At 69.1% G+C, this 21,251-nt stretch carries 22 protein-coding genes; 10 read left to right on the forward strand and 12 right to left on the reverse strand.

Features of this window, described 5'->3' with window-relative positions; genetic code table 11:
* Position 1: 1 nt before the first annotated feature.
* From E6A21_RS05045 to E6A21_RS05065, 5 genes are all read right to left on the reverse strand, one after another.
* A complete protein-coding gene (locus tag E6A21_RS05045; RefSeq protein ID WP_138443029.1) occupies positions 2-1,051 on the reverse strand; it encodes a pseudouridine synthase in 1,050 nt (349 codons plus the stop codon).
* Between the two features lie 209 nt (positions 1,052-1,260).
* Entirely contained in the window at positions 1,261-1,812 is a 552-nt protein-coding gene (gene scpB, locus E6A21_RS05050; RefSeq protein WP_246036200.1) for an SMC-Scp complex subunit ScpB, read from the reverse strand.
* On the reverse strand, positions 1,802-2,737 hold the full coding sequence (locus tag E6A21_RS05055; RefSeq protein WP_246036201.1) for a segregation and condensation protein A: 936 nt from the start codon (positions 2,735-2,737) through the stop codon (positions 1,802-1,804). The genes scpB and E6A21_RS05055 overlap by 11 nt, the downstream gene beginning before the upstream one ends.
* Entirely contained in the window at positions 2,724-3,623 is a 900-nt protein-coding gene (locus tag E6A21_RS05060) for a ParA family protein (RefSeq protein WP_138443031.1), read from the reverse strand. Before E6A21_RS05060 ends, E6A21_RS05055 begins: the two co-directional genes overlap by 14 nt.
* Before the next feature lie 238 nt (positions 3,624-3,861).
* Entirely contained in the window at positions 3,862-5,295 is a 1,434-nt protein-coding gene (locus E6A21_RS05065) for a cation:dicarboxylate symporter family transporter (RefSeq protein WP_138443032.1), read from the reverse strand.
* A gap of 159 nt (positions 5,296-5,454) precedes the next feature.
* On the opposite strand from E6A21_RS05065, the gene E6A21_RS05070 reads away from it, so the two are divergent.
* The 5 genes from E6A21_RS05070 to E6A21_RS05085 all read left to right on the forward strand — a co-directional run bounded on the left by E6A21_RS05070 (position 5,455) and on the right by E6A21_RS05085 (position 9,147).
* A complete protein-coding gene (locus E6A21_RS05070; protein WP_138443033.1) occupies positions 5,455-7,164 on the forward strand; it encodes a sensor histidine kinase in 1,710 nt (569 codons plus the stop codon).
* Between the two features lie 41 nt (positions 7,165-7,205).
* Complete coding sequence (locus E6A21_RS05075) at positions 7,206-7,904, forward strand: response regulator (protein WP_138443034.1); 699 nt, start codon at positions 7,206-7,208, stop codon at positions 7,902-7,904.
* Positions 7,905-8,005: 101 nt separating this feature from the next.
* The gene (locus E6A21_RS17755; protein WP_171041265.1) at positions 8,006-8,158 is read left to right on the forward strand and encodes a hypothetical protein; all 153 of its coding nucleotides are present in this window, start codon (positions 8,006-8,008) and stop codon (positions 8,156-8,158) included.
* 44 nt (positions 8,159-8,202) lie between these two features.
* A complete protein-coding gene (locus tag E6A21_RS05080) occupies positions 8,203-8,412 on the forward strand; it encodes a hypothetical protein (RefSeq protein WP_138443035.1) in 210 nt (69 codons plus the stop codon).
* Positions 8,413-8,415: 3 nt separating this feature from the next.
* Positions 8,416-9,147 carry a nucleotidyltransferase family protein gene (locus E6A21_RS05085; RefSeq protein ID WP_138443036.1) on the forward strand — a complete coding sequence of 244 codons (732 nt, stop codon included), beginning with the start codon at positions 8,416-8,418 and terminating at the stop codon, positions 9,145-9,147.
* Here the strand turns inward: E6A21_RS05085 and E6A21_RS05090 are convergent.
* The 5 genes from E6A21_RS05090 to E6A21_RS05110 all read right to left on the reverse strand — a co-directional run bounded on the left by E6A21_RS05090 (position 9,108) and on the right by E6A21_RS05110 (position 14,805).
* Complete coding sequence (locus E6A21_RS05090) at positions 9,108-10,778, reverse strand: class I adenylate-forming enzyme family protein (protein ID WP_138443037.1); 1,671 nt, start codon at positions 10,776-10,778, stop codon at positions 9,108-9,110. The two genes, E6A21_RS05085 and E6A21_RS05090, sit on opposite strands and share 40 nt — an antisense overlap.
* Before the next feature lie 73 nt (positions 10,779-10,851).
* Positions 10,852-11,508 (reverse strand): GntR family transcriptional regulator, encoded by a 657-nt coding sequence (locus E6A21_RS05095; RefSeq protein WP_138443038.1) that lies wholly within the window; start codon positions 11,506-11,508, stop codon positions 10,852-10,854.
* A 98-nt stretch (positions 11,509-11,606) separates the two neighbouring features.
* Positions 11,607-12,560, reverse strand: a complete 954-nt coding sequence (locus E6A21_RS05100; protein ID WP_246036212.1) for a transketolase family protein — start codon at positions 12,558-12,560, stop codon at positions 11,607-11,609.
* Between the two features lie 20 nt (positions 12,561-12,580).
* A complete protein-coding gene (locus tag E6A21_RS05105; RefSeq protein ID WP_138443040.1) occupies positions 12,581-13,471 on the reverse strand; it encodes a transketolase in 891 nt (296 codons plus the stop codon).
* Positions 13,468-14,805 carry an MFS transporter gene (locus E6A21_RS05110; protein ID WP_138443041.1) on the reverse strand — a complete coding sequence of 446 codons (1,338 nt, stop codon included), beginning with the start codon at positions 14,803-14,805 and terminating at the stop codon, positions 13,468-13,470. The genes E6A21_RS05105 and E6A21_RS05110 overlap by 4 nt, the downstream gene beginning before the upstream one ends.
* A gap of 192 nt (positions 14,806-14,997) precedes the next feature.
* On the opposite strand from E6A21_RS05110, the gene E6A21_RS05115 reads away from it, so the two are divergent.
* From E6A21_RS05115 to E6A21_RS05130, 4 genes are read left to right on the forward strand one after another with little or no spacing between them, the layout of a single operon-like run.
* Positions 14,998-15,822: a sugar phosphate isomerase/epimerase family protein gene (locus tag E6A21_RS05115; protein WP_138443111.1), complete on the forward strand. Its 825-nt coding sequence runs from the start codon at positions 14,998-15,000 to the stop codon at positions 15,820-15,822.
* 32 nt (positions 15,823-15,854) lie between these two features.
* Positions 15,855-16,628 (forward strand): SDR family NAD(P)-dependent oxidoreductase, encoded by a 774-nt coding sequence (locus tag E6A21_RS05120; RefSeq protein ID WP_138443042.1) that lies wholly within the window; start codon positions 15,855-15,857, stop codon positions 16,626-16,628.
* Position 16,629: 1 nt separating this feature from the next.
* Entirely contained in the window at positions 16,630-18,378 is a 1,749-nt protein-coding gene (locus E6A21_RS05125) for a dihydroxyacetone kinase family protein (RefSeq protein WP_138443043.1), read from the forward strand.
* 49 nt (positions 18,379-18,427) lie between these two features.
* The gene (locus E6A21_RS05130; protein WP_138443044.1) at positions 18,428-18,895 is read left to right on the forward strand and encodes a ribose-5-phosphate isomerase; all 468 of its coding nucleotides are present in this window, start codon (positions 18,428-18,430) and stop codon (positions 18,893-18,895) included.
* 22 nt (positions 18,896-18,917) lie between these two features.
* Here E6A21_RS05130 and E6A21_RS05135 read toward each other — a convergent pair whose 3' ends face one another.
* On the reverse strand, positions 18,918-19,763 hold the full coding sequence (locus tag E6A21_RS05135; protein WP_138443045.1) for an NAD-dependent epimerase/dehydratase family protein: 846 nt from the start codon (positions 19,761-19,763) through the stop codon (positions 18,918-18,920).
* 233 nt (positions 19,764-19,996) lie between these two features.
* A complete protein-coding gene (locus E6A21_RS05140; RefSeq protein WP_138443046.1) occupies positions 19,997-20,554 on the reverse strand; it encodes an NADPH-dependent FMN reductase in 558 nt (185 codons plus the stop codon).
* A 101-nt stretch (positions 20,555-20,655) separates the two neighbouring features.
* Here E6A21_RS05140 and E6A21_RS05145 point away from each other — a divergent pair, with 101 nt between their 5' ends.
* The gene (locus E6A21_RS05145) at positions 20,656-21,246 is read left to right on the forward strand and encodes a MarR family winged helix-turn-helix transcriptional regulator (protein WP_138443047.1); all 591 of its coding nucleotides are present in this window, start codon (positions 20,656-20,658) and stop codon (positions 21,244-21,246) included.
* The last annotated feature ends 5 nt before the right edge of the window (positions 21,247-21,251 follow it).

Consider the following 21,251-nt stretch of genomic DNA (forward strand, 5'->3'; position numbering starts at 1 on the left):
TCTAGAGCCCCACAGCCGCCATGAGATGCCCCACTTCCTGCTTGCCGAGCTTCCGGACGGTGCCCTGCTTCTGGTCTCCGAGGCCGATCGGTCCGATCTTCGCGCGCACGAGCCGCTGGACCGGGAAGCCGACCGCGTCGAACATGCGGCGGACGATCCGGTTCTTGCCCGAGTGCAGCACGACCTCGACGAGCACGAAGCCCGGAGTCGAGTCGACGAGCTTGAAGGAATCGACCTTCGCGAGGCCGTCCTCGAGTTCGATCCCCCGCCGGAGCTGGGCGCCGACGCCGTGGGGCATCGGGCCGCGCACCTGCACGACGTACGTCTTGGGCACCTCGTACGACGGGTGCGAGAGGCGGTTCGCGAGCTCGCCGTCGTTCGTGAGGAGCAGGAGCCCCTCGGTGTTGGTGTCGAGCCGGCCGACGTGGAAGAGCCGCTCAGGCGTGCCCGCGCGGAGGTAGTCGGAGATGCACGGACGTCCTTCCGGATCGTCCATGGTGGACACGACGCCGCGCGGCTTGTTGAACGCCATGTAGACGAGGTGCTCGTTGGTCTGGACACGCACGCCGTCCACGTGGATCACGTCCGTCTCGGGGTTGACCCGGCTGCCGAGCTCCGTGACGATCTGGCCGTTGACCTCGACGCGGCCCTGCTCGATGAGCTCCTCGCATACGCGCCGCGAGGCCACGCCCGCGTTCGCCATGACCTTCTGAAGGCGCACGCCCTCGTCGTTCATCTCGGCGCGCGTCCGCGGCCTGTGCTGGGGAAGCGGAGTCGGGGACTTCCGTTCGGTCCGCTGGACGGCCCCGAGGTTGCGCCCGAAGCGCTCGTTGGCGAACGGGGCTGCGCCCGTTCCCTTCGGCTGCGGCCGCTCGCCGCGCTTGCGCTGAGAACCCTTCGGGGCGCCCTTGGCGCCGCCCCGGGCGGAGTTCCCGCGAGAACCGAATGAACCCGAATCGCTCTTTGCGCTGCTCCTCTGAGCTGCGCTGTTCTTCGGGGTGGGGCGTTGCCCCCTGTTGCGTGGTGAACCCTGGCGTCCCGCCTGTGTCATGACCCGGCCTCAAGTATGTTGAAAAGGAGAATCTCGTGCCCGCTATGCTGCGGGCGGGGCATACAGCCCGCATCTACGATACCGGATAGTGGGCTCCCGCTTGGGTCACGGGTGACTCAGGTCTCCCCTCACCGCTCCCCATCGCCCGCGCCAGCCTCCCCAGGTTTTCCGAAAGTGGGGAAGCCGGAACATGAGGCGGGAGCGTCGCCTCATCGCTCCAGTTCGATCGAGGCCAGCTCGTCGAGCCCCGGCAGGTGGGGCGAAATCTGCGGGAGTTCGGAAACCGAGCCGATCCCGAGCCGCTCGAGGAAGTACGACGTCGTCTGGTACAGGATCGCGCCCGACTCCGGGTCCGTGCCGGCCTCCTCGATGAGGCCGCGGGTAACAAGGGTGCGCACGACGGAGTCCACGTTGACTCCACGGATCGCCGCGACGCGAGACCGAGCGACCGGCTGGCGATACGCGATGACGGCGAGCGTCTCGAGCGCGGCCTGCGTGAGCCGGGCCGTCTGGCCCTCGAGCACATAGCGCGAGACGATCTCGGCGTAGTCGGGCCGCGAGTAGAACCGCCATCCGCCCGCCACAGAACGGAGCTCGAACCCCCGCCCCTCGGCATCGTATTCGGCCGCGAGGCGGGTGAGGAGGTCCTCGACCTCGGGCTGCGGCAGCTCGAGCGTGGCCGCGAGATCCACGGCGCTCACCGGCTCGTCCACGACCATGAGCACGGCCTCGAGTGCGGCCGCGTTCCGATTACCCTGCATGCTGCTTCTCCCCTGCCTCGTCGGCATCTGGCTCGTCGGCATCGGGCCCGTCGGCATCTGGTTGGCCGGCATTTGGCCCTTCGGCATCTGGCTGGCCGGCATCGTCGTACTCCTCGCTCAAGCGGTCCGCGCCCCAGTCCTCCCCCGCCGTCCAGCGCACTCTGAGCTCCGCGAGCGGCGCCGCCTGCTCGAAGGCGACCGCCCGGTCGCGGAACATCTCGAGCAGCGCGAGGAACCGGGCCACGACCATGAGGCGGGAGTCGGCGTCGGCTGTGAGGGCCCTGAAACTCTGCGGGCCCCCCGACCGCAAGCGCTCGCCCAGGAGGGCGGCCTGTTCTCGCACACTCACGGCGGGGGCGTGGAGGTGTGCGAGGCCTACCTCCGAGGGCGGGGCCTCCTTGGGCACGAACGCCTTGGCCGCGAGCGCCGTGAACTGCTCCGGCGTGTGCTGCCACACGAGTTCGGGCAGAAGCGCGGCGAACGCAGGCTCGAGGCCCACGGTCCGCGGGAAGCGCCGGCCTTCGGCCTCGAGCGTCTCGCCGAAGAGCGCGGCGATCTCCTTGAACGCCTTGTACTGGAGGAGCCGCGCGAAGAGGAGGTCGCGGGCCTCGAGCCGGGCCACGTCCTCCTCGTCCTCGACCTCGCCCTGCGGCAGGAGCCGAGCCGCCTTGAGGTCGAGCAGCGTGGCCGCGATGACGAGGAACTCGCTCGCCTCGTCGAGGGCCCATTCCTCGCCCCGGTCCTTCATCGCGCGGATGTACGCGATGAAGTCGTCCGTGACAGTTGCGAGCGCCACCTCGGTGATGTCGAGGCGGCGCTTGGCGATCAGCCCCAGGAGGGCGTCGAAGGGACCGGTGAAGTTGTCCAGCCGGACTTCGAACCCGGACGCGGGCTCGCCGGCGATCGGCTCGCTAGGGTGCTCCACCGCGGGCCACAAGCTCACGCGCGAGCCGCCGGTACGCCTCCGCGCCGGCGTGGTTCGTGGCGTAGCGGGTGATCGGCTCGGCCGCGACCGTGGCATCGGCGAACTTGATGGTGCGCTTGATGACGGAGTCGAAGACCTTGTCTCCGAAGGCCTCGATGAGCCGCGCGAGCACCTCGCGGCTGTGGAGGGTCCGGGAGTCGTACATCGTGGCGAGGACGCCGTCGACGACGAGCCGCGGGTTGAGCCGGTCCTGGACCTTCTCGATGGTCTCCACGAGGAGGGCTACGGCACGCAGCGCGAAGAACTCGCAGATGAGGGGGATGATGACTCCGTCCGCCGCCGAGAGGGCGTTGACGGTCAGCAGGCCGAGCGAGGGCTGGCAGTCGATGAGGACGAGGTCGTAGTCGTCCCGGACCTTCCGGAGTGCGCTCGCGAGAACCTGCTCTCGGGCCACCTCCGTGACGAGCTGCACCTCGGCCGCGGAGAGGTCGATGTTCGCCGGAAGGAGGTCGAGGTTCTCGATCTCGGTCTTGCGGATCGCGTCGCGGATGTCGACGTGCCGGTCCATCATGACGTTGTAGACGGTGAGGTCCAGCTCATGCGGGTTCGTCCCGAGCCCGGCCGACGCCGCTCCTTGGGGATCGAAGTCCACGATCAGCACTCGGCGGCCGTATTCGGCGAGCGCGGCGGCGAGGTTGATCGCCGACGTCGTCTTGCCGACGCCACCCTTCTGGTTGACCATCGCGATGATCCGGGAGGGCCCGTGCGACTCGAGCGGAGCCGGCACGGGATATTCGCGTTCGGGCCGGCCCGTGGGGCCGAGGACGACGTCGGTGAGGTCTTCGGTGATGCCGTCCAGAGTCGCCGAGCTCTGCTCTGTGCTCACGTATCCATCCACACTTTCGAATCGCTGCCTTCGGCTTCCTTGAGTCACAACCCTACACGCGCGCGAAACGCAGACGGCGGACCTTGACACATCCCCGTGAATGAGCCTTGAGCCTCAAGTAGAGCCTAAACGTTGGACCAATGGATGGAGGGAGGCCGCGGGAAGGCGGCCTCCCTCCATCCATTGGGATGGCCCTGGACGGGATGGCCCTGGACGGGATGGCCCAGGACGGGGTGGATCAGGCGCGGGCCGGTTCCTTGAGGTCCGTCTCGGACGGGGCCGCCGCGCCGCCCGCCCCAGAGCTGCCCGCCCCAGAGCTGCCCGGCCCGGAGCTGCCCGCCTCAGAGCCGGCCGCGTCGTGGTCGGCGAGCATCGTGGTCTCGTCGAATGGAAGGCGCCCGGAGAGGACCTCGCCGACGCGGGGACGGTCGATCTCGCGCGTCCACACGCCCATCAGGACGGTTGCGACCGCGTTTCCGGTGAAGTTCGTCAGGGCACGGGCCTCTGACATGAAGCGGTCGATGCCGACGATGAAGGACACGCCTCCGACGAGCTGCGGTGCGTGCGACTGGAGGCCGCCCGCGAGCGTCGCGAGCCCTGCGCCGCTCACCCCCGCCGCTCCCTTCGACGCGATGACCATGAAGACGAGGAGCGCGATCTGCTCGCCGAGGTTCATGGGCTGGCCCATCGCCGAGGAGATGAACAGCGAGGCCATGGTGAGGTAGATCGCCGTCCCGTCGAGGTTGAACGAGTAGCCGGTCGGGACCGTCACTCCCACTACCGGCTTCGACACGCCGAGGTGCTCCATCTTGGCGATGAGACGTGGCAGCGCGGCCTCGGAGGAGGATGTCGAGACGATGATGAGGTACTCCCGCGCAAGGTACTTCATGAGCTTGAAGATGTTGACGCGGCCGACGACGCGCAGGAGCGTGCCGAGGATGACGACGACGAACAGGATGCACGTGATGTAGAAGGCGACCATGAGGGTGAGGAGGCTGAGGACGGCCTTCCAGCCTGTGGTCCCGACGACGGCGGCAATCGCGCCGAAGGCGCCGATCGGGGCGGCCCACATGATCATGACGAGGATGCGGAAGACGAGCACCTGCGCCTGGCGGATGAACTCGAGGAGCATTGCGCCGGCTTTGCCCATGCGCTGGAGTGCGAAGCCGACGAGGAGCGCGACGAAGAGCGTCTGGAGGACCTGGCCCGACGTGAGCGCGGAGACCAGCGTGTTGGGGATGATCCCGAGCAGGAAGTCCGACGTCCCCGAGGCAGCGGGCGCCTTGTACGTCGCGTCCTTGAGGTTGAGCCCGGAGCCGGGGTGGATGAGGTTCCCGACCACGAGCCCTATGGCGAGCGCGAAGGTGCTCATCACCATGAAGTAGACGAGCGCGAGGCCGCCGACCTTGCCGACGGTAGTGGCCTTCGCGATCGAGCCGATCCCGAGCACGATGGTGCAGAAGATGACCGGGGCGATCATCATCTTGATCAGGTTGACGAACGCGTCCCCGAGCGGCTTGAGATCCGCTGCGAAGCCGTCCTTGCCTGGGAACATGAGGCCGACGACGACTCCGAGCACCACTGCGACGATGACGGCGATGTAGAGCCACTGGGTGCGGTCGGCCTTCTTCTTCGCCGGCTGCGTCGCCGGCGTCAGTGGCACGGTTGCCATGAATCCTCTTCCTCGAGTGGGGCCGCGTCCCTGTGACCGCGGCCATACCACCTTCCCGTAGAGTGTGAGCAGGGTCGCCTTTGCGTTCATATTGGTCACAGGTGAACGAAGGACCAACAGCGAAGAGGGGACCAGAGGGACAAGCGGAAAGGGAGCGCGATGCGGCAGTTGAGCCTCGCGCGGGGGCTTTTCCTCCTGCTCGTCGTCGCCGTCGTCCTCTTCACGGCCTTCATCGGCACGGCCTTCTACATCGATGCACGGGACCAGCTGCACCAGGCGGCCGGGAACCGGACCCTCGCCGTGGCCGAGGCGATCGCGGACAGCCCCGGCGTCGTCAGCGCCGCGCTCGCTGCCCCGCGGACCAGCCCGACGCCCGCGCTCCAGCCGTACGCGGAACAGGTCATCTCCGACGCGCACCTCGACTTCATCACGATCATGGCCCCCGACGCGACCCGCTGGACCCACCCCAATCCGGCCGAGATCGGGGGGAAATACCTCGGTTCGACCGCTCAGGCGCTCGCGGGTCGCTCCTTCACGGAGACGTACACGGGCACCCTTGGCCCGTCGGTGCGCACGATCGTGCCGATCAAAGAGCCGGGGTCCGGGCGCGTCATCGGCATGGTCGCCGCGGGCGTGACCGTGACGAACCTCGACGTCGCACTCGCCTCGAGGCTCCCAGCCCTCCTGGGGGTCGCCGTCGTCGTCCTCCTCCTGGGCTCTGTCGGCGCCGCGCTCCTCGAGCGGCGCCTCTCCGCCGCCACCCACGGCTACGGCATCGAGCAGCTGGGCCAGCTGTTCGCCTACTACGAGTCGGTGCTGCACTCGGTCCGCGAGGGAGTCGTCATGGTCGATCCACGCGGACGGCTCGTGATCCGCAACGACCAGGCTTCCGAGCTGCTCGGCCTCCCGTCCGCCGAGACCGCCGGGCGTCCTCCCCTGCTGGCCGACGTCGACCTGCCCGAGAGCCTCCGCGAGCTCCTGGCGAGCGGACGGACGGCACGCGACGAGATCCATCTCACGAAGGACCGCGTGCTCGTGGTCAACCAGGAACCGGCCACGGCTCCCGACGGACGGCGGACCCGCAGGCTGGGCTCCGTCGCGACTCTCCGGGACCAGACGGAGATCGAGGCCCTCGGCTCGGAGCTCGCGACCATGCGCACGCTCTCCGACGCCCTCCGGAGCCAGACCCACGAGCACGCGAACCGCCTCCACACGATCGTCTCCCTCCTCGAGCTGGGCCGCACCCGGCAGGCCCTTGAGTTCGCGACCGAGGACCTCTCGCTGAGCCAGTCGCTCGCGAACGAGCTCGTCGTCTCCGTCCAGGAACCGGTCCTCGCCGCGCTCGTCATGGGCAAGGCAGCGCAGGCGCACGAGCGGGGCGTGCGGCTCGACGCCGAAGCGACCGGGAGCCTCGCGGAGGCCGGCCTCGAGCCGCAGCACCTCGTCACGATCGTGGGGAACCTGCTGGACAACGCGATCGACGCCGCGGCGGCCGCCGAACCTCCCCGTTGGGTCGCGCTCGAGCTCCACGAGGAAGATGGGAACGTGCTCATCGAGGTCTCGGACTCCGGAACAGGTGTGCCGAATGAGGAGCGCGAGCGGATCCTTCAGTTCGGCTACTCGACAAAGCCCCACGGGACGGCGGGGCGCGGCCTCGGCCTCGCGCTCGTGCGCCGCTCCGCCGAGGCTCTCGGCGGAACCCTCGCCGTCGCGGGGACCCGGGGTGCCGTCTTCACCGTGACGATCCCCGCCCGCTCGGTCCCCACCCGTTCAGTCCCCACCCGGTCAGTCCCCGTGCCGAACGCCGCGCGGAATGCAGCAGGGAACGGGAAGCAGGGCGAGTCAACGCCCGGGCGGAGCGCCGAATGACCGACCATCGGATGATTGACCACCGAACGACCGACCACCGGATGACCGATCTCCGTGTGCTCGTCGTCGAGGACGAGCCGATCGCAGCAGATGCCCACGCCGCCTACATCGGGCGGATTGACGGCTTCACCCACGTGGGCACGGCGCACGACGGCGCGTCCGCCCTCAGGCTCGCGGGCCAGCTCGCGGCGGCGGGAACCCCGGCGGACCTCGTGCTGCTGGACATGAACCTGCCCGACCTGCACGGGCTCGACGTCGCGCGCAGACTGCGGTCGGCGGGACACCACCCGGACATCCTCGCGATCACCGCCGTGCGAGAGCTCCCCGTGGTCCGGCGGGCGATCTCGGCAGGCGTCGTCCAGTACCTCATCAAGCCGTTCACGTTCGCGGCCTTCGCAGAGCGGCTCGAGCACTACCGCGAGTTCCGCGAGTCCCTCTCCCGTTCGGAGGGGACCACCTCCCAGGACGCGGTCGACCAGGCGCTCGCCGCGCTGCGGACACCGGTGGGGACCCCCCTGCCCAAAGGCCTCTCCCCCGATACCCTCGACGCGATCCGCGCCTTCGTCCGGGATCGCGGTGCCGCCGTCTCTGCCGCCGAGGTCATGGAGGCAGTTGGCGTCTCCCGCGTGACCGCCCGCCGCTACCTCGAGCACCTCGCGGACGCCGGCGTCCTCAGCCGGTCCGCGCGCTACGGGACTCCCGGCCGGCCCGAGAAGGAGTACCGCTGGTCGGGTTCCTAGCTCGAGATCGCAGCCTCTGCCGCCCGTGCCCGGACAGGCCTACCGTGGTAGTGAGGGGTCTTCCCCCGCGCAAAAACACAGCACGAAGGGCAGGAGGAGCGATGAGCACCGAGCGGACGGAGCGGGTTGCCAGCGAGGCAGACGTGCTCGGCACGCCCAGCCCTCGGGCCGCGGACGTCTCCGCGATCCCCGACGGCTCCGGCAACGACCGAGACGACGACGAACGGGACGACGAGCGCTTCGACGCCGGCTGAACCCCCGTGCACGCGTGGAGGACCGCCGAAGAGAGGAGTGCGCCATGACCCACGATGTCGACTACGGAAACTCCGAGGACGACGATCTCACCGAGCCGCTCGACGGCCGCGACAGTCAGGCCGCTGAGGAAGGATCGTCCGACAATCCCGAGATCCTCGACGAGGTCGATCCCCTTCGCAGCCCGCACCGGCTCCTGGAGCTGGACGGTGAGGACGAGGAGCCGAACCCCGACGTCGACCTCGGGTACGACTGAAGGATGGCCGATCCTGCCGATCCCCCAACCCCTGCCGGTGCGTCCCCCGCCGCCCCAACCCCTGCCCTGGCCGGGGTGCTGCTGGCCGCAGGCGCCGGGCGGCGCTTCGGTGGCCCGAAGGCGCTGGCCGCGACTCCCGACGCCGGGGGCTGGCTTGAGCGCGGCGTGAGGCTGCTGCTCGAGGCGGGCTGCGATCCGGTTCTCGTCGTTCTGGGCGCCGAGGCGGAGCGGGCCCTGGCCCTGCTTCCGACCTCCGATCGCCGCGTCAGGCCGGTCGTTGCGACCCGTTGGGCCGAAGGAGTTGGGGCCTCCCTCAGAGCTGCCTTGCAGGTGCTCGAGCGGCAGCCGGACGGGCAGCCGCTGGCGGACCGGCGCCCCGCCGCCGCGCTAGTGACCCTCGTCGACCTGCCCCGCCTCGCGCCCGAAGCCCTCGAGCGCGTGACGGGCACCGGCGTCGGGCCTTCGTCGTTGCGGCGCGCTGTCTACGGGGGCACGCCGGGCCACCCGGTGCTCATCGGCAGCGCGCACTGGCCCGGCCTCCTGCAAGGCCTCGAGGGCGACACCGGCGCGGGGCCCTACTTGAGGGCACACCGCGCCGAGGCCGTCGAGTGCTCGGGGCTGGGCGGGGACGACGACGTCGACACGCCTGCTCAGCCCCCAGCGCCGGCCCAGCCTATGGCGCCGGGTTGGACAGTTCAGCCCCGCACGGGCTCTTCGAAGAGTCCGCGCGCGTGATCCTTCTCGGCCTGCTGGGCGAGGACGTAGTGGATCTTCTTTCCCGTGGCGGTCATGGGCAGCTCATCGATGAAGCGGTAGGCGCGCGGCCGCTTGTAGTTGGCGAGCCCGTCGTCGCCGACGCACCACTCCTCGAGCTGGGCGGCAGTGAGCTCCTCGTCCCGGCGCACCACGTACGCGACGACCCTCTGGCCCCAGCGATCGTCGGGAAGCCCGACGACGACGGCGTCCTTCACCCCGGGATGCGCGGCGAGCACCTCCTCGACCTGGACGGGGTGCACGTTCTCACCGCCCGAGATGATCATGTCGTCCTTGCGGCCGAGGATCGTCACGAACTCGCTCTCGTCCCACACCGCGAGATCGCCGGTGTAGAACCAGCCGTCGTGGAACTTCTCCTCGTTGATCCCCGGCAGGTTCGCGTAGCTGAACCCTGACTTCGCCGAGCGCATGATGACCTCGCCCTGCTCGGTGTTGTCGTGCGCGACGTGCTCGTCGGGCCGCCCGCGCCGGTCGGCGAAGATCTTGACGACGGCGACGTCGTCGTCCGTCGATGCCCTTCCGGCCGTCCCCGCGTGCTCGGGCAGGTCCTCCGGACGGAGGAACGTGTTCCAGAATGTCTCCGTGGTGCCGTAGCCGTTGAAGATGCGCGGCGTCAGCGTGCGCTGGTACCGCAGCGCGGCGGCCTTGTCGAGGGGGGCGCCCATCGTCACGATCCCGCGGAGGGGACCCAGGTCGCGCGGGCTGCGCTCCTGCTCGTCAGCAAGCATCTCGAGCGTGGTGGGCGCGCCGATGAGGAACGTGATGCCGTGCTCCGCGACCCAGTCGAGGGCCGTCCCGGGGTTGAAAGCGCGCATGGGCACGACGCTCCCGCCGACATAGAAGACGGGGTTCGGGCCTCCGGAATAGAGGCCCCCTCGGTGGAACCACGGGGTCATGTTGAGCGTCCGGTCGTAGGGCGTGAGCGGGAAGTGCATGATGACGTCGTGGGCGGACATCACCTCCACGAGCGACGGGAGCGAGACGCCCTTGGGCATGCCCGTGGTCCCCGAGGTGTAGAGGCGGGTGGTCTCGTCGTAGACGGTCGTCGTCGCGGAGTCGCGCTCGGGGAGCTCGCCGCTCGCTGCCTCGCGCGCACGGGCGAAGTCCTCGGCCCCCGCGAGCTCCTCGCCGTCGTCCGCGCCTGCCTGCGGCCCTCCGACCGAGAGCAGCCGCGGCGCAAGGCCAGCCTGGGCGAGCGCGCGGCCCACATTCGCGGACACTTCGCGGTCGAACACGAAGACGACGGGCTCGCTGTCGCGCAGGATGTGCGCGATCTCACCGGGCGCAAGCCGGAAGTTGATGGGCACGCTGACGGCGCCGAGCCGCTGGGTTGCGAGGTACAGGAGGACGAATTCGAGCCCGTTGAACAGCTGGTAGACCACGCGGTCGCCAGGACCGACGCCTCGCTCGGCAAGCGCGAGCGCCGTCTTGTCCACTTCAGCCGCGAGCTGGCCGTAGTCGAGCTCCGTCCCCGATACGGGGTCGAAGAACGCCGGGCGCGAGCGGTACCGCCGCACGTTGCGGCGGAAACCAGCCTCGTAAGTGAACTCGTGCTCGAAGTAATTCCTGAAGCGACTGGCGTCGTAGGCCATGCCGCTGCCTCCCTTCACCGTAGAATCCCCCAACGGCGCAGGTTACTCCTCTTTCAGGCGCTTCTCGGACATCTCAGCTGACGAGGGTGTCGGCTGCGCCGTCCATGTGGTCGAGGATCGTCTCGCGGGCGAGCGCCGCATCGCCGGACTCGATGGCGTTGACGATCATGCGATGCCGGTCGATGCCCATGTTCTGGGTGGCGCGGTCGGAACCGGCGAACATGATGGACATGCGAATGGATCCCTCGAGGGACTCCCACGAGTGGAGGAGCGTCTCGTTTCCCGTGAGGCTGCACAGGAGCCGGTGGAAGTCGAGATCGGCCTCGATGCGGTCCTCGAGGCCGCGGTCCGCGGCGTCCTCCATGGCCTCGACGGCCGCGCGAAGTTCGCCCACGATCCGCGCCCGGCGCGGCTGGTCGATGAGCGACTGGGCGGCGAGGGCCTCCAGCGCAGCGCGGACGGAGAAGATGTCGCGGATCTCCTTCGAGTCCAGGTGCCGGACGCTGAGCCGCCCGCGCGGCCCCGCGGAGACGAGGCCCTCCTGCTGGAGCTGGCGGAGCGCCTCGCGGAGCGTTCCCCGGCTGATTCCGAGGCGTTCGGACAGCTCGGTCTCGACGAGGTGGCGGCCGGGCTCGAGCTCGCCGGAGGTGATGGCGCGGCGCAGCGCCACCACGGCCTGCTCGCGCAGGCTTGTCTTCTCCAGCCCCAGCAGTGCGACGGTGGCGGCCATGCGGACTCCTTGGATTGCTGCCGCCTGACGGCGGCATTGTCAACTGTCATCATAGGCGCAGCGGAACCCGAGCCACACTCGTGACAGGCGCGCCGAACCTACCCGAGCTCGGCCAGGACGCGCCCGACGATGCGTTCCTTCGACAGCCCGTACCTTTCGTGGAGGGTCGGCAGGGCACCGGCGTCGAGGAACCGGTCAGGCAGTCCGATCGGCACGACGCGGCCCGATTGCCCCCTGCGGACGAGGGCGGACGCGACAGTTTCGAAGAGGCCGCCGACGACGGTGTGGTTCTCGAGCGTCAACGCGAGACGGTCGCCCGCGAGTTCCCGGAGCACGGTCTCCTCGTCGAACGGCTTGAGCGTAGGCGTGTGGACTACGGCGGCGTCCACGTGGTGGGCGGCGAGAGCTTCCGCAGCCTGGAGCGCGCGCATCGTCATGAGTCCCGAGGAGACGAGCACGACGTCGCGGCCGCCGCGCAGGACCTTCGCCTTGCCGAGCTCGAAGCGGTAGTCGTACTCGTCGAGGACAGACGGGACCTTGCCGCGGAGGAGCCGGAGATACGTGGGTCCCTCGGCGGCAGCGAGCTGCGGCACGGCCTGGGCGATGTCGACGGCGTCGCAGGGGTCGACGATCGTCAGGTTGGGCATGCCGCGGAAGATCGCGACGTCCTCGGTCGCCTGGTGGCTCGGTCCGTAGCCCGTTGTGAGCCCCGGGAGGCCTCCGACGATGTTGACGTTGAGCTCGGGCTCCGCGATGTCCAGGCAGATGAAGTCGTACGCGCGCCGAGCCGCGAACACGGAGTAGGTCGTGGCGAACGGGACCAGCCCGGCCTGCGCCATGCCGGCCGCGGCGCCGAACAGAAGCTGCTCCGCCATGCCCATCTGGAAGTACCGGTCCGGGTACTGTTCCCCGAAGATGTGGAGGTCGGTGTACTTGCCGAGGTCCGCTGTGAGGCCGACGATCCGCTCGTCCTGACCCGCGAGTTCGGCGAGCGCATGTCCGAACGGGGCCGGCGTCGTCCGCTGCCCGGGGTCCGCGAAGGAGGCGATCATCGCGGATGTCTTGAGCTTGGTCACGGTGCCACCTTCTCTCGGTCCTGCATTCCTCTCAGGTAGCCCTCGGTCAGCTGTTCCTGGCAGACCGCCCATTCGTGCTCCTCGATCCTCATGAAGTGGGCCTTCTCGCGCTCCTCGAGGAGCGGAACGCCACGGCCCACCCTGGTGTCGCACAGGATGACGGCGGGAGCTGAAGGCGCCCCGTCCTCGGCCCCGGCCGCCACCGCGTCGAACGCCGCAAGGAGGGCCCCGACGTCGTTCCCGTCGACGCGCTGGACCCGCCAGCCGCAGGACGCCCACTTGTCCGCGACCGGTTCGGTGTGCAGGACGCCAGCGGTCGGCCCGTCCGCCTGGAGGGCGTTGATGTCGACGACGGCGATGAGGCGCCCCAGGCGGTGGTGGGCCGCCCCCATGGCGGCCTCCCAGGTCGACCCCTCGTCGAGCTCGCCGTCGGAGAGGAAGTTGACGACGCGAGCCGGGTTCCCCCTGGCGCGGAGCCCGAGCGCGTAGCCGACGGCGATCGTCAGCCCGTGCCCGAGCGAGCCGCCGGAGATCTCCATGCCCGGCGTGTACGTCGACATCCCGGACATCGGCAGGCGCGAATCATCCGAGCCGTAGGTCTCGAGCTCCTCTACGGGAAGGATTCCGGCTTCTGCGAGCGCGGCGTAGAGCCCGATCGCGTAGTGGCCGGTGGAGAGGAGGAAGCGGTCGCGGCCGTCCCATTCGGGATCATCCGAGCGATAGGCGAGCTGGTCCACGTAGAGGGCGGCAAGGATGTCCGCCGCTCCAAGTGCCTGGCCCACGTAGCCTTGGCCCTGCACCTCGCCCATTGAAAGGGCGTTCTGGCGAATCCTGTACGCGGCGGCGTCGACTGCTGCCCGACGGCGTCCCTGCTGGCCGAACGTCATGCATGCGCTCGCTCGACGTTGGAAGCGGATGCCTTCTGGGCGGCTTCGCGCTCACGGCGGCCCCATGTCTCGCGAGTGCTGATCGCAGCCCACAGGCCGATCGCTGCGTACGCGCTGAACAGCAGGGCCGGGCCGAGCCAGCCGAGTCCGATGTAGAGGATCGTCGTGATGAACGGAGTGAAGCCCGAGACCATGGCCGAGATCTGGTAGGCCAGCGACGCCCCCGAGGATCGCGTGTTGGCCCGGAAGAGCTCGGGGAACCAGGCGCCCTGGACGCCGGCGAGCGAGTTCTGGCACACCGCGTAGGCAATCACGATCGTGGCCAGCACGAACACGAACAAGCCCGTGTTGACGAGGAGGAACATGGGGACGCCGAACAGGACAGCGAATGCGCAGGACCATATGTACAGGGGACGGCGCCCGATCCTGTCCGTCAGCTGGCCCCAGGCTGTCGTCGCGAAGATGCCGATCGCGGATGCGACACACAGCGCGATGAGCGTTTCGGTGGTGTTCGCGAGGTGCTTGCTGTTGAGGTACGAGATCATGTAGGTCACGGAGACGGCGTAGCCGGCGGTCTCGGCGATGCGGAGCCCGATGCCGCGGAGGATGTTCTTCCAGTCGTGCTTGACGACCTCGATGAGCGGCGCCTTCGTGAGCTGGCCGGCGTCCTTGACGTCCTCGAAGACCGGCGACTCCGGCACCTTGGAGCGGATGACGATGCCCACGATGACGAGCACGATGCTGGCGAGGAACGGAACGCGCCACGCCCAGCTCCCGCCGAGGTGGACGCTCACGAGGAAGACGAGATTGGCGAGCAGCAGTCCCACCGGGAAGCCCGACTGGACCATGCCCGTGAACTTGCCCTTCCGCGTCCACGGTGCGTGCTCGTAGGCCATGAGGATCGCACCGCCCCACTCGGCGCCGAACGCGACGCCCTGGATGATGCGCACGGTCACGAGCAGTGCCGGTGCAAGCAGGCCGACCTGCGCGTACGTGGGCAGAAGACCGATCGCGAACGTGGCGAGTCCCATGAAGATGAGTGAGGCGACGAGCACCGGCTTGCGGCCGAGGCGGTCGCCGAGGTGGCCTCCGATGAAGCCGCCGAGGGGACGCGCGGCGAAGCCGACGCCGAGGGTCGCGAAGGATGCAAGGGTGCCCGTGAGGGCATCCGCCCCCGGGAAGAAGGCCTTCCCGAAGTAGAGGGCCGCGGCGGTGCCGAAGCCGATGAAGTCGTAGGTCTCGATGACGGCTCCAACGGAGGAGCCGATCGCCACCCGGCGGGCGTCGGGGGTCCCGTGGACCGGGCCGCGCAGGGCCAGAGCCTCGTTGCTCATGAGTTTTCCTTCCACAAATCGACGCGCTCTCTTGCTGGCGGATACCGAGGGATCGACGTCTGTCGACAGTTGACGTGCTCCCAAGTGTGCTTCGCGACACATCAGCCTGTCAACCGTCGACTCAACCGGTTGACTGTTAACAGTTATCTCTCCTATCGTGGGGTACGTCACTCCAACCGGAAGGCCACGACGATGTTCCATTCCCGGCTCGGATGCTCCTCGATCAGCTTCCGCCATCAGGATCTCCCGACCGCGCTCGGCACGATGTCCGCGCTCGGCTTCGAGGAGATCGACCTCGGCGCCCTTCCCGGCGTCTGCAACCACGTCCCCTACACCCTGGACCGGACGGCGGTCGCCGCAGTCGAGGAGAACGTAGCGGAGAGCGGCCTTCGCGTACGCTCGGTCAACGGCGATATTGGGGACCTCAACGTCCCTCTCGACGCCGAGGCCCGGGCGGGGCGCCGTGAGCACCTCGCCCGCCTCCTCGATCTGACCGAGGCTGTCGGAGCCAAGGCGCTCGTTCTCCCCTGCGGGGCACTCGACCACGCACCGGTCCGCACGCTTGAAGCGGACCTCGACCTCGTGGCCTCCGAGCTGGCAGCCGCCGCCGAAGCCGCAGCGGACCGCGGGCTCGCGCTGTGGACGGAGTCCCTCCACGCCCTCCGACTCTGCTGCAATCTCGAACGCGCCCTCGCCCTCGCGGAACGTCTCGACGGTACCCCCGTACGGCATGTCCTCGATTCGAGCCACGCCGTCGCCTCCGGGGGCGACTTCGCGAAGGCTGGATACGCCCTCGGGGACCGCATCGCCCACGTCCACCTTCGTGACGCGGTCCCGGGCGACATCCACCGCAGCATCGGTGCCGGAGAGGTCGACTTCGAAGGCGGCCTCGCCACCCTCAGGGACCTCGGCTACACCGGCCACTTCACCCTCGAGCTCGAGACCCGCGACCTCGAGCACAGCGAACGACCCGCGGCAGCCGCCAAGGCTGCAGACTTCATCACTGCCCTCATCTGACGCAGCAACCACCGCAAGAAAGAAGTACCGCCATGAGCACCACGCAGCGCACAGCCATCCTCACTGGGGCAACGTCCGACCGGGGCATCGGCCTCACGACGGCCCGCCGCTTCGCCCGCCACGGGTGGGGCGTCGTCGTCCTCGACCTCGACGGCGAGAAGTCGGCAAAGGTCGCCCAGGAGATCGCGAACGAGTTCAACGTCCCGGCCTTCGGCCATGAGATCGATGTTGCCGATGAGGCCTCGGTCGCCGCCGCCCAGGGCGCCGTCCTTGCCGAGGTCGCGGGCGGGCGCCTCCCCGTCATCGGAGCCCTGGCGAACATCGCGGGCATCACCTCCCCCGTTCCCTTCCTCGAGACCGACCTCGCACTCTGGAACAAGGTCATGGCCGTCAACGCGACCGGAACGTACCTCGTGACAAAGGCGTTCCTCCCCTCGATGATCGAGGCCGGCTGGGGCCGCGTCGTCAACATGTCCTCTGTGTCCGCCCAGCGCGGCGGCGGCGTGTTCGGCCGCGTTCCCTACTCCTCGGCCAAGGCCGCGATCCTCGGGTTCACGAAGGCCCTCGCCCGCGAGATCGCCCCGACCGGCATCACGGTCAACGCGATCACCCCCGGCGCCGTCGACACGAACATCCGCGTGGGCAGCACTGACGAGCAGGAAGCGGCAATCGCCCGCGACATCCCCCTCGGCCGCACCGCGACGACGGAGGAGATCGCCGCCGTCATCACGTGGCTCTCCTCCGAAGACGCCTCCTATCTCACGGGCACCACGGTGGACATCAACGGCGGAAGCCACATCCACTGACATGACCCACATCTCGAACGATCGCGCGGACTTCGCAGACGAGGCTCTGGCCGGATTCTGCGACCTGTACTCGCCCATCGTGCGCCAGGTCCAGGGTGGGGCCGTGCGCCGCACTCGACCTACTCGGCCCAAGGTGGCCGTCCTGCTCGGGGGCGGCTCCGGACACTACCCCGCCTTCGCGGGGCTCATCGGCAACGGCTTCGCCGACGGCGCCGTCGTCGGCAACATCTTCACCTCGCCCTCCTCGCAACAGGCGGTGGCGGTGGCTCGTGCCGCCCACTCGGGAGCCGGCATCGTCTTCGCGTACGGCAACTACGCCGGGGACGTCATGAACTTCGGCGTCGCGACAGAACGTCTGCGCGGCGAGGGGATCCAGGCAGAGAACGTCCTCGTGACCGACGACATCGCGAGCGCCCCGCCCGCCGAGCGCGAGCGGCGCCGCGGCATCGCGGGAGACTTTGCGGTGTTCAAGGTCCTGGGCGCGGCAGCCGAAGAAGGGGCCGACCTCGCCGAAGTCGTTCGCCTCGGGCGCAAGGCCAACGAGTTCACGCGCACGCTCGGCGCGACCTTCGGGAGCTGCACCTTCCCGGGAGCCGAGAGCCCGCTGTTCTCGCTTCCCGAGGGGATGATGGGCCTCGGTCTCGGAATCCACGGGGAGCCAGGCCTCGACGACCGCCCGCTCCCCCGCGCCGACGAGCTTGCGCGCACCCTCGTGGAGCAGGTACTCGAGGAACGCCCGGACGGCGCTGGGCACCGCGTCGCCGTCGTCCTCAACGGCCTCGGCAGCACCAAGGCCGAGGAGCTGTTCGTGCTCTGGCGGGCGGTTGCACCCCTGCTCCGCAGCCACGGGCTCGAGCTCGTGGCGCCGGAAGTGGGCGAGCTCGTCACCAGCCTCGACATGGCGGGGGTCTCGCTCACCGTTATGTGGCTCGACGACGAACTCGAACGGCTCTGGCTCGCGCCGGCCGAGACACCGGCCTTCCGCCGGGGCCGAGTGCAGGAGCAGCCCGAGGGCGCGGCACCGGAACTACCTGAGCAGGCGGAGGAATCGGCTGCGGGCCCAGTAGCTGCCAGCCTGCCCGAGGGCTCGGAAGCGTCCCGCGGCTACGTTCCCTCGTGCCTCGAGGCGCTCGCGGCCGCGCAGCGGACGCTGCACGGACTCGAGCCCGAACTCGGCGCCCTTGACGCGATCGCGGGCGACGGAGACCACGGACGGGGCATGGTCCGGGGCGTAAACGCTGCCATGGATGCGGCGCGCGACGCCGCGGAACAGGGCTGCGGCGCGGGAAGCCTTCTCGCCGCGGCCGGCGACGCCTGGGCCGACAAGGCAGGCGGCACGTCGGGAGTCCTCTGGGGAGCTGGCCTCCGTGCGTGGGGGCAGCGGCTTGGCGATGCCGAGCGACCGGACGACGCCGTGATCGCCGCTGGCATCGAAGCCTTCGCCGAGCGGGTGGTCGCTCTGGGCGGTGCCCAGAAGGGCGACAAGACCCTCGTCGACGCCCTCCTGCCCTTCGCCGCTGAGCTCAGGGCCGCCGTCGACCGCGCCGCGCCGCTCGCGGAAGCGTGGGCAAACGCGTCCGACGCCGCAGCCCTCGCCGCCCAGCAGACCGCGGGCCTGCGCCCCCAGAAGGGGCGCGCGCGTCCACTCGCAGAGAAGAGCGTCGGCACGCCGGACCCGGGCGCCGTCTCGCTCGCAGCCGTGTTCGCCGCAATGGGACCTGCTCTCGACCCGAGCGTCCGAGCCGTCTGAGATACGACCGGCCTGAGATACGACCAGCCATCTGAGATAGGAAGCACCCATGACAGGACTGCGAATCATCGTCGGCGCGGATGAAGCGGGCGTCGACTACAAGGACGCCGTGGCCTCCGACCTCGGAGCCGATCCGAGGGTCGCGGAGGTCATCGACATCGGGGTCACGCGCGGAGACGACGACTTCACCAAGCCATACCCGCACGTCGGGCTCGCGGCAGGCCAGGCCATCCGGGACGGACTCGCGGACCGCGCGATCCTGTTCTGCGGCACCGGGCTCGGTGTCGCAATCGCGGCGAACAAGATCGACGGGATCAGGGCGGCGACGGCCCACGACTCGTTCTCCGTCGAGCGCTCCGTGCTCTCGAACAACTGCCAGGTGCTGACCATGGGGCAACGGGTCGTGGGCCTCGAGCTCGCCCGGTGGCTCGCCCGAGAGTGGATCGGCTACACCTTCGATCCGGACTCGGCCTCCGCCGCGAAGGTCAAGATCCTGACGGACTACGAGGGCTGCTGACCACTCGTGTGCACAGCTGGCGTCAGACCGTCTGGCGCCAGCTGTACTGGGGGTCGAATCCGAGGAGCCGGCGTGCCTTGTCGATGCCGAGCATCGTCTCGTGCTCGCCGAGCTCCTTCGTGACCTTGACGTCGGGGAACACCTCGGCGGCCAAGGAAGCCGAAGAACGGCTCATGACGGTGTCCGCGGCGGCGATGATGTACGCCTCGAAGCCGGGGCGCGCCGATTCAAGGGCCTTCTCGACCGCCTGCGCCCCGTCGCGGGCGTCGATGTAGCCCCACAGGTTCCACTTCCGCGCCCGCGGGTCGGAGTCGTAGGACGGAAACTGCGAGTAGTCGTCCGGGACCATGACGTTGGAGAACCGGAACGCCGAGACGCTCAGCTCGGGATTCCACCGGCACATCTGGCGCGCCATCTGCTCTTCAAGGTGCTTGACGAGCGAATAGGTGCTCTCGGGCCGGGCCTCGTACTCCTCGTCCACGGGGATGTACGGCGGGTCGATGTCGAAGGGAAGGCCGAGCACCGTCTCGCTCGATGCGTAGACGATGCGGTTGATTCCGAGCTTCCGCGTTGCCTCGAAGATGCTGTATGTCGAGAGCATGTTGTTGCGGAAGGTTGCGGAGTCGGGGGCGATGCCGGGAGCCGGGATCGCTCCGAGATGGACGACGGCGTCGACGCCGTCGTAGCGATCGTCCACTCCCCCGAGCGCGTCAATCACCTGCCCGTAGTCGGTGAGGTCAGTCAGAATGAAGCCCGGCTCGCGGGTGCCCACCCGGTCGAGGTTCCATACGTCATGGCCCACCGATCGCAGGTGGTCCAGGACCACGTGACCGAGCTTGCCACTGCCACCCGTCAAGGCGATCTTCATACCGCTCCCTCCCGGCTGCTCACCGCAGCCGCCTTCGGTTTCCGCTGGCACCCTCCTGCCTACCAGACTCTTGAGCCTGCGTGAAGGTCGGACCACACAGCGGACCAAACAGCGAGCGGCTCCGCATCCCTGCGGATACGGAGCCGCTATCAAGCCGTTGAGCTGCTATCGAACCGCCAAGGAGCTGCGACTGAGCCGCTCGCCGGCGACGCGACGGCCGGACGGCGGAGAGGTCAGGCGACAGCGGCCTCGGACCGCACCGTCGCAAGGGCGCGGGCCCAGCGGACGACCTGGTCGAACACGGGGACCACAGAGGAAGCCTGAAGCTCACTCGGCGCGAACTGCCCGTCCTTGAAGTCGATGAAGAGCGAGAACATGCCGGTCTTCTGCACGTGAGCGATCTGGAGCTCCGAGAGGATCCCGCGGAGATGCTCGACGGCGCGGGCCCCGAACGCCGAACCGTACGAGACGATGCCTGCCGCCTTGTTGGCGAGCTCCGGCTTGAGGTAGCTGAGCGCGTTGGACAGTGCGGGCGAGACTGAGTGGTTGTACTCGGGCGTCACGAAGATGAAGCCGTCGAACTCGTCCATGCGCGCGGAGAACTCCTTCGCCGACCCGAGGGCCTGTTCGCTTCCCGGCTCGCCGAGGAGCGGCAGGCGATAGTCTGCGATGTCGACGAGTTCGAACTCGGCGTCGTCCCTCTGTTGGCCTTGGGCAACAACCCACTCGGCCACCTGACGGTTCTTCCGCCCATCGCGGGTACTGCCGGTGACAACGGCGATCCTGGTCACGCTTCCTCCTGATTGACGCATCAACAACCTTTGATGATTCAGGATTACCCCCATAAGATTGACACGTCAAGCTCATAGCACCATTCCCCGGGGGCAGCACCATGGAGGCAAGCGACACGACCGCCGCGTCTGCCGCACGAGCGGAAGCGGCCGGCGTCGGCTCCGACCCATCCGCCGACGAGGGGCGTTGGCTGAACCCGCGCGAGCGGGAGGTATGGCTCGCTCTCCGGCACCTCCTGTGGAGCCTGCAGCCCGCCGTCGACCGCCAACTGCAGCGCGACTCCGGGCTCTCGGGACCCGAATACTCGGTGCTCGCCACGCTCTCCGAAGACCCGCAGGGCATGGTGCGTTCAGGAACCGCTGCGCAGATGCTGGGGTGGGGCCGTAGCCGCCTGTCGCATCTTCTGCGGCGCATGGAAGCCAAAGGCCTCATCGCGCGCTCGTGCTCTCCGGACGACGGGCGGGGCCAGGACATCGCGCTGACCCCGACCGGGCAGAGCGTGATCGTCGCGGCCGCACCCGGACACGTGGATTTCGTGCGCAAGGTCGTCTTCGATCCACTGACGCCCGAGCAGCAGGACGCCTTGCGCGAGGCCTGCCACCGGATCTCGACAGCCATCGAGTCTTCCGGCAGCTGCGAGCCGGTGTGCGAGGGCGCGGATTCAGACTGCGGCGAGGGGCCCACCGCCTAGACTGT

It is taken from the genome of Sinomonas susongensis, assembly GCF_005877005.1.
Lineage (GTDB): Bacteria > Actinomycetota > Actinomycetes > Actinomycetales > Micrococcaceae > Sinomonas > Sinomonas susongensis.